Here is a 6,943-nt window from a genome sequence, read left to right as displayed (position 1 = left end):
TCTTCTTCCCGCGCCGAAAGCTGTCGCGGGCGGCGCGCCCGGTCAATGCCGTTGCGACTGATGGCATGGGCAGCGTCGAGGACATCGGTCACCGCATCCATCCCGAAGCGGTCTTCGCATTGGGCAATATAGCGTTGGGCGAAAGCCAGATAATCGATAATCCCTTCGGCGTCTGTCCATTGCCGGAAAAAGGCATTGTTTTTGAAAAAGGCGTTATGTCCAAAAGCGGCATGGGCAATGACCAGAGTCTGCATGGTCATGGTGTTTTCTTCCATAAGATAACTGATGCAGGGATCACTGTTGATGACCAGCTCATAGGCCAGACCCATTTCACCGCGCCGGTACTGACCCGACTCAATGGCGCGCTGTTTGCCAAAAGACCAATGCGCGTAATAGACCGGCAAGCCGATGGACGCGTAGGCATCGAGCATCTGCTCGGCGCTGATGACTTCCAGCTGATTGGGATAGGTGTCCAGATGGAGTTCTTCTGCGGCTATGACGGCAATGGCTTCTGTGACCGCATCCAGTCGTGGAAAAGTCCAATCGTTATCCGTAAACAGGAACTTAGACATGGCTTGGGATCTCCTCGCTGGAAAACAGGGTGCGGAAGAGCGGGTAAATATCTTCCCGGGCGCTGGCTCTGGCGGTGATCAGCTCAGGATAATCTTCCGCAATGCCATCATAAAGTTGCAAAAGATCACTTTCGTTTTCGCGGTTGACCTCCAGGTAAAAGAGGTTGCGCAGGCGCGGTAAAAGCTGATGCAGGTGTTCAGCCACGACCGTATTATCGGCAAAATAGTTGTCACCATCGGAAACCTGCGCGACGTAGATATTCCAGCGGTCGACCGGAAAGCGTTTGGCCATGATGTCTTCGGTGAGCATGATGGCCGGAGAAACCAGGGTGCCGCCACCCTCCCGTGCACCAAAAAAGGCCTGTTCAGTACATTCTGTTGCCGTACTGTGATGTTTGATGAAAACAATTTGTACGGCCTGATAATGGCGATGCAGAAAAAGGTAGAGCAGCAGGAAAAAACGCTTGGCCAGATCTTTTTCCTTTTCTCCCATACTGCCCGAAACATCCATGACACAAAACATGACCGCATTGGTGATGGGATGGGGTTGCTGATCGATATGGGCAAAGCGCAGGTCGGCTTCATCGATAAAAGGAATCGCCTTGATTTTGCGCGCCAGGATGGAAATCTGCTCGTCCAGAATTTTCAGACGTTCCTGTTCCAGGGAAACATCCTCCTTGCGGGCAATGCGTGTGCTGATTTCCTCCTGCAGCTTGCTGCGGGCTTCTTCAAGCTCCTGAAGCTCGCGGCGTTTGCCAGCCCGCAGAGCCAGACGGCGGGCCCGGGCAGCGCGCATGGTGCGACCGACGTGCATGCGTGAGGGGCTGCCGTCCTTGATAAATCCGGCGCGACGCCATTGTTCCGCCTGGACATCGCCCTGCACGGTTTTGCGTAAATTGGGCAAAGCCAGCCCATCAAAAAGCAAATCCAGAAACTCATCGGCGGACAGGACGATGGCTACTTCGTCATCGCCCAGGCCATCGGGAGAACCTTCACGGCCCTGACCGGCACCACCGCCTTCGGGTTTGTTGATTTCGTCACCACGCTGATATTCCTTGTTACCGGGCAAGACTCTTTCCCAGGAGGAGTCGCTGAAATCCCGGCGGAAACTGGGTTCGTGCAAATCGCGGGTAGGGATGGAAATGGGTTGATCGGCGTTTGCCAGATCTTCAATGGAGCCGGAGCGTGCCATTTTTTCCACGGCGCTCTTCAGGCGGGCGCGCACTCTTCTCTGCAGACGCTCCTGATTGCTGGTGGATCGGGTTCCGGAACTGCGCCGGTCGATAATCGTACTCATGGCTGACTCCTCGGAAAACCAGGTCTTTTCCGGATGATGACGCAAGAGAATGATTGCGGGATGCTCCCGTTAAAGGTTGAGCAGAGCACGCTCGATATTTCCAGTTTACGCGCGTAGATCGTTCTGGAAAACAGGCAGTAGCCTGCAAATCGTGTTCTGATCAGCCCGCCCGGGGACCTGCTCCGGGCCTTGCAGCGGCCCGACACAGGTCCATTTTCGGGTTACTCGTAAACCTGTTCACCATGCTGGGTAATATCCAGCCCTTCCCTTTCCTGCTCTTCTTTCACGCGCAAGCCGAGGGTCCAGTCGATGGCTTTCAGAATGATGAAGCTGACGATGGCGTCATAAACGATCGTGACGCCCACTCCGGTAGCCTGGATCAATAACTGTCCGGTATTGCCTTCCAGCACGCCAGCCGTGCCGCCAATAGCTTTGACGGCAAACACCCCGGTGAGCAGCGCGCCAACAATACCACCCATGGCGTGGACCCCGAAGGCATCCAGGGAATCATCGTAGCCCATCCAGTTTTTCAGGTAGACGGAGGCCCAGAAACAAATGACGCCCGCCGCAATCCCTATCCACAATGCGCCCATGGGACCCACAAAACCCGAAGCCGGGGTGATGGCTACCAGCCCTGCGACAGCACCCGAAGTCATGCCCAATACCGTGGGTTTACCCCGTGCCACCCACTCGGCAAACATCCAGGCCAGAGCTGCGACCGCAGTAGCAATCTGTGTAACCGCCAGCGCCATGCCTGCCCGATCACTGGCCGCGACCGCAGACCCGGCATTGAATCCAAACCAGCCTACCCACAGTAACGAAGCGCCTATCAGGGTGTACATGAGATTATTGGGGTGCATGGCATCATGTTTATAGCCAACCCGCTTGCCCATGACCAGTGCTGCTACGAGGCCCGCGACCCCGGCATTGATGTGCACCACGGTACCGCCCGCGTAGTCGAGGACGCCATCGGCGCCCAGCCAGCCGCCGGGTCCCCAGACCATGTGGGCGATGGGCGCATAGACCAGCAGGGACCACAGACCGGTAAACCAGAGCAGTGCCGAAAATTTCATGCGCTCTGCGAAGGCACCCACAATCAGTGCCGGGGTGATGATGGCAAAAGTCATCTGGAAGGTCATGTACACGGATTCCGGAATGGTGGGCGCCAGACTGCTCACCGAATCCAGCCCCAGGCCGTTGAGGAACAAGCGACTCATGCCCCCCATAAAGGCATTACCGGTGCTGAAAGACAGGCTGTATCCCAGCATCATCCACAATACCGAAATCAGCGCTGTGACCGCGAAACTCTGGGCAGCTGTTGCCAGCACATTTTTTTTGCGGACCATGCCTGCATAAAACAACGCCAGACCCGGCACGGTCATGAGCAGCACCAGTGCCGTAGAGGTCAGCATCCAGGCAGTATCCCCACTATTGAAACTGGGCGTGCTGGTGCCTGCCTCTGCCAGCGGACTCCCCAGGAGGGTGAGGGCACCCACCCATGCTGTTCCTCGAAATACGTGTTGCCTTGCTCCCTTCTTCATCATATCGCTCCTTGTTTCCATCGTTTCTGAGGCTGAATGCCCCAGTGTGCAATTTGGTCAAGCAAAAACCGTGCAAACCCTTAAAAGCGCCAGATTGAAGCTTCCTGAACCGGGAGAAGAGATGAAATCATAAGGACGTGCACCAATATGGTGCAGCACAAGAGAGTGGGGCTTTTGGAAACGACCATATGCAAAAACCTTATGGATACACGTGCCCAGATTATTCCCGACCCTGCACAAGACTTGCTGTAAAGATGTAAGCACCGGTAAGGATCATGAATGCGAGCTTCAACCCGGACGTAGTTAAGCTGACAGCTTTTCTTTTATCGTCATAGCGGGTGAATTGCTTTTTTCCGCGAACTCACCTAATTTTCAACATACCTATTTTTTAGGGGTTTCGTCTTGATACGGTTCAGCGATATCTCCAGCAAAAAAACAATTGCAGAAAAAGGAAAATACCATAATGTCGCGCAAAGCAGTTGTCGCATCACTTGGCCTGACAGCACTCCTTTCCGGTTGTGCCGTCAGCAACGTGAGTACCTATCCCGGACCATCCTCGGCCCAAGCTGTACAGAATACCTCTGTTGTTACGCAGCAAGATCGTATCCTGCATTCCTATATGATGCAGGTGAACCAGATCGTTGCTGGTCAGGTCGGAAGAATCCGTGCAGAACAGGAGCGCACGGCCATGAAACGGGCAGGACATCCCGTAACTTTGCCTACCGGGACATGTCGGGCAGTGGCGGTGATTTTGGCTAATGGCACAGTAGTCCGGGCAGAACTCGCTGGATGTTCTTCTGAAGCCCTTGGCAAAATCGAGCTGGCAGCCATTCATGCCGCTTCCCCGTTGCCACCCACGCCCTTCGGACATAACGCCAGCATCACCATCGGAACCATCGCCCCAAACGCCACTCCAGGGGTTGATGGGCAATAATCCGGTGAAGCAGATAGCATCATGCTCTCCATCTGCAAATTCAATATGATAATGGCCACTTGGTAAAACCAGGTGGCCAAAGGCGCAACATTCATATCACCAAAGCCAGTCTTGTCGCCAACCAACATGACTGGCGATACAGTGAATACTGAGTATTTGGCACTTCCAATTGAGTAATTGGCTGGGCCAAAGGTCTGCGAAAATGCAGAAGTTTTGGCAGATTTCAGTGGTGCTTACGATAGCGCATGTACCAGTCCACCAGCAGGCGTACCTGTTTTTCCGTATAGCCTTTTCGGGTCATGCGCGCTACAAAATCCTGATGTTTCCGCTCGTCGTCAGAAGAACTTTTTTTACCGAAGGAAATCACCGGCAAGAGGTCTTCGGTATTGGCAAACATTTTCTTTTCGATAACCGCGCGCAGTTTTTCATAGCTGGTCCAGGAAGGGCTGATCCCATCATTGGAAGCTTTTACCCGCAGGACAAAATTGACCACTTCATTGCGGAAGTCCTTGGGATTGGCAATACCCGCCGGTTTCTCGATTTTTTCCAGTTCTTCGTTCAGAAGGCCGCGATCCATGAGTTGGCCGGTGTCGGGGTCACGGAATTCTGTATCCTGGAGCCAGAAGTCAGCATATTGAATGTAACGATCAAAAAGATTCTGACCGTAATCCCCATAACTTTCGAGATAGGCTTTCTGGATTTCCAGACCCAGAAATTCGGCATAGCGGGGCGCCAGTTCGGTTTTCAGAAAAGCCAGATAATGGGATTCGGTGTCTGCCGGGAACTGTTCGGCACGAATTTGCGTTTCCAGCACGTGCAGGAGATGAACGGGATTGGCAGCCACTTCGTCACTGTCAAAATTGAAGGTACGCGACATGATTTTGTAGGCAAAACGGGTAGAAATGCCATCCATGCCTTCATCCACGCCGGCAGCATCCCGGTATTCCTGCAGGCTTTTGGCCTTGGGATCCTTGTCTTTCAGGGATTTGCCGTCGTAGATTTCCATTTTGGACCAGAGACTGCTGTTGCCCGGCTCCTTGAGACGGCTGAGTACTGAAAAACGCGCCAGCATGTCCATGGTGTCGGGTGCGCAAGGGGCGTCACTGAGGGCGCTGCTTTCCAGGAGTTTATGGTAGATACGGGTTTCTTCCGTGACCCGCAGACAGTAGGGCACCTTGACAATATATACCCGGTCAAGAAAGGCCTCATTCCGCTTGTTGTTGCGGAAAGCGGACCATTCCGATTCGTTGCTGTGGGCCAGGATAATGCCCTGAAAAGGCAGGGCTCCAAAGCCCTCGGTACCATTATAGGTGCCCTCCTGGGTGGCAGTCAGCAGCGGATGCAGCATCTTGATCGGTGCCTTGAACATTTCCACGAATTCGAGAACGCCCTGGGTGGCGACATTGAGGCCACCCGCGTAGGAGTAGGCATCAGGATCATCCTGGGAAAAATCTTCCAGCTTGCGAATGTCCACTTTGCCTACCAGGCTGGATATATCCTGATTATTCTCGTCACCGGGCTCCACCTTGGTAATACCGATTTGATGCAGCTGCGATGGCATCAGGCGCTGCACCGTGAATTTACGGATGTCACCGCCAAATTCGCGCAAGCGTTTGGCGGCCCATGGAGACATCACGCCATTCAGGGCGCGACGGGGAATACCAAAACGATCCTCCAGTATGGGGCCATCTTCATCCCGATCAAACAAACCCAAAGGCGATTCGTAAAGCGGCGAAACCTTGCCGTTGGCGGCCAGACAGTAAATGGGATGATGCTCCATCAGGGTCTTCAGACGCTCGGCCAAAGAAGATTTGGCAGCCCCAACCGGACCCAGCAGGTAGAGAATCTGCTTGCGTTCTTCCAGTCCCTGCGCGGCATGGCGGAAATAGGCCACCAGATTTTCGACGACATCTTCAATACCGTAAAAATCATTGAAAGCCGGGTAGGTGAGCAACTTTCGATTCATGAATATCCGCGACAGTCGGGGGTCCGCCTGAGTGTCGATCACCTGCGGCTCGCCGATGGCGGCCAGCATCCGTTCTGCAGCGCTGGCATAGGCTATGGGTTCACGGGCACAGAGATCCAGATAAGCGTCCAGTGAAAGGGTGACTTCCTGCTGTTGCAGAAAACGCTCCTGATAACGGTCGAATAACGCCATTTGCCACTCCTTGCGGCGAAGCCGCGATGGTTTACAGCCTGAATCCTTTGGACATGGACGCGACCCTAGGGTTCAGGTGTTGAAGAATGTTTTTCATTAAGCATTTCCTGTGCCAAAGTGCGGGCAGTTCTGGTCTTTCCCCCCGATGAGGCCTGCTGTGTATTCCTGCACTGTGTACTGACAAATTGTTCGTAGGTGGTGCGCTCTATGCACAATTATGGTGCATGGCGGCTGGTTGCGCCAGTCCGCATCCCGACCGGAAAGTTTCTGTCCGGAAATGCTTCACAAAATATTAACCGGCTGTTTATCAGCGGATTATATGGGTATTTGGCTATGCGCCTGAGCTTTGAACAAAAAAAAGGGCGGGAGGACCGCCCTGGAAGCCACTTGAGGAGGAGTGATCAGATGACCATGATCAGGATATGTTTAGCAGGAAGCGTG

At 53.9% G+C, this 6,943-nt stretch carries 5 protein-coding genes; 1 reads left to right on the top strand and 4 read right to left on the bottom strand.

Annotated features, from left to right (window positions below):
• The 3 genes from AC2VLY_RS11915 to AC2VLY_RS11905 form a co-directional block, all read right to left on the bottom strand.
• Positions 1-572, bottom strand: a 572-nt coding sequence (locus AC2VLY_RS11915; protein WP_486922341.1) for a SpoVR family protein, incomplete at its 3' end; no start/stop codon positions are given.
• Complete coding sequence (locus AC2VLY_RS11910) at positions 565-1,869, bottom strand: YeaH/YhbH family protein (RefSeq protein WP_193649453.1); 1,305 nt, start codon at positions 1,867-1,869, stop codon at positions 565-567. The genes AC2VLY_RS11915 and AC2VLY_RS11910, both read right to left, overlap by 8 nt.
• A gap of 221 nt (positions 1,870-2,090) precedes the next feature.
• Positions 2,091-3,413 carry an ammonium transporter gene (locus AC2VLY_RS11905; protein ID WP_227485466.1) on the bottom strand — a complete coding sequence of 441 codons (1,323 nt, stop codon included), beginning with the start codon at positions 3,411-3,413 and terminating at the stop codon, positions 2,091-2,093.
• Positions 3,414-3,873: 460 nt separating this feature from the next.
• Here AC2VLY_RS11905 and AC2VLY_RS11900 point away from each other — a divergent pair, with 460 nt between their 5' ends.
• Positions 3,874-4,344 carry a hypothetical protein gene (locus tag AC2VLY_RS11900; RefSeq protein ID WP_486893205.1) on the top strand — a complete coding sequence of 157 codons (471 nt, stop codon included), beginning with the start codon at positions 3,874-3,876 and terminating at the stop codon, positions 4,342-4,344.
• A 223-nt stretch (positions 4,345-4,567) separates the two neighbouring features.
• On the opposite strand, the gene AC2VLY_RS11895 is transcribed toward AC2VLY_RS11900, so the two are convergent.
• Positions 4,568-6,502, bottom strand: a complete 1,935-nt coding sequence (locus AC2VLY_RS11895; RefSeq protein WP_193649455.1) for a PrkA family serine protein kinase — start codon at positions 6,500-6,502, stop codon at positions 4,568-4,570.
• Positions 6,503-6,943 lie beyond the last annotated feature (441 nt).

The sequence above is a fragment of the Acidithiobacillus sp. TH-A36 genome (assembly GCF_057473445.1).
Note: the sequence above shows the minus strand (reverse complement) of the source record. Positions and strands in the feature narration are given on the sequence as shown.